This is a genomic window from Paenibacillus sp. KS1 (assembly GCF_001680695.1).
Taxonomy (GTDB): Bacteria; Bacillota; Bacilli; order Paenibacillales; family Paenibacillaceae; genus Paenibacillus_B; species Paenibacillus_B suaedae.
Genome location: NZ_MAIS01000233.1, coordinates 1 through 1,290 on the forward strand (window position 1 = coordinate 1; position 1,290 = coordinate 1,290).

At 35.7% G+C, this 1,290-nt stretch carries 2 protein-coding genes; both read right to left on the bottom strand.

Features of this window, described 5'->3' with window-relative positions:
• Positions 1-156: 156 nt before the first annotated feature.
• On the bottom strand, positions 157-327 hold the full coding sequence (locus BBG47_RS29215) for an aspartyl-phosphate phosphatase Spo0E family protein (RefSeq protein WP_083189650.1): 171 nt from the start codon (positions 325-327) through the stop codon (positions 157-159).
• A 206-nt stretch (positions 328-533) separates the two neighbouring features.
• On the bottom strand, positions 534-980 hold the full coding sequence (locus BBG47_RS31345; RefSeq protein ID WP_065294469.1) for a YrvL family regulatory protein: 447 nt from the start codon (positions 978-980) through the stop codon (positions 534-536).
• Positions 981-1,290: the final 310 nt, after the last annotated feature.

Here is a 1,290-nt window from a genome sequence, read left to right on the forward strand (position 1 = left end):
ATACCGCGGTTAAACGCGGTATAGCCTTTACTATCTCCCCCTCAGAGACTCTTTTGAGTTCTTTTTGAAATCAACAGCTAATTGTGAATCTATATCCTTTAGGGTTAGGCTTTAAACTGAGATTAACTATTCAAATTACTTCAAACTCATCCAATTCTATCTTTTTCTTCTTTCTCCATCTTGACGAGAATGTGTTTTAACAATATATGTATCTAACTGTTGGCTGATTTGAACCACTTCTTCATCTGTTAGTCGTTCCTTGTTTCCTACCGCCTCGGCTAATTTTTCCTTGAGTTCGTTTATCTTTTCTTCTAAATTCTTGTCTATGACGGCTCACCTCACGTACATTTTAATGTACGTTTCAGACAAAAGTGCATTATCTCACCATAGAAACACAAGTTTAAGGGAGTACATGTGGATACTCCCCTTAGCTGCTTACTTATTTTATCTTTCTCCTGTAAGTTAATTACTGACTTGCGGTCACAATGAATACAATTGCAAAGAGATGTTTGAATCAAAATGTCCGAATTTTTTTATTCACTTCTAGGATTACCGGAATCCCGTTTGCTTGCAGTTATTGAAATATCTATTGTAGAAATAATGAGTGCGAAAACTACCTCGGCAACAAAAGAGATACGAACCGAAGACATACATTCATCTATCGTGTAAATAGCAATAAAGTTAAGCACAACTCGCAGTATAAATTCATGCAGTCTCCGAAAATTGTGCCCTACTTTAGAGCAATTAATCTTAATAAACATGAGAACAATTATAACAACAGCATCTGCAATCAGTGACAATCCATAGAACAATAGTATTGACTTCCATGAATCATATTCGATCCCTAAGATTTCAAAAATGCCGACATTGAAAAAAAATAACACTATTATTGATGTGATCACTGCAAATAACAACAATAGGCTCACAAGAGAAATAGGGATTATTTTCTTCATCATTTCTCTAATTTGTTTCTTGAACATCTAGTGCCTATGATAAGTTCTCCGATTGTTCTGGTGATCACTACATCCAAAGCTATCCCTCCACACCGCTCTAATTCACTCCCTATATTTTACTATACCATGAAAAACGTGTTAATTATTGAAAGATACAACGAACGCACTCAAACCCATTATTTCTCCTCTGATGGCTTTGCAGCAAACATAAAAAATACTCCCTTCTATTTGCTAAACAACTCAAATAAAAGAGATTTTCGTTCGCCGTAGTGAAGGAAGTCACCTAATTTCAATACCGTAACGCAAAAAGGCTATACCGCGGTTAAACGCGGTATAG

What these genes read in the sequence shown, in the direction of transcription:
- BBG47_RS31345 (WP_065294469.1), bottom strand. Translation starts at nt 980, where the DNA reads ATGTTCAAGAAACAAATTAGAGAAATGATGAAGAAAATAATCCCTATT.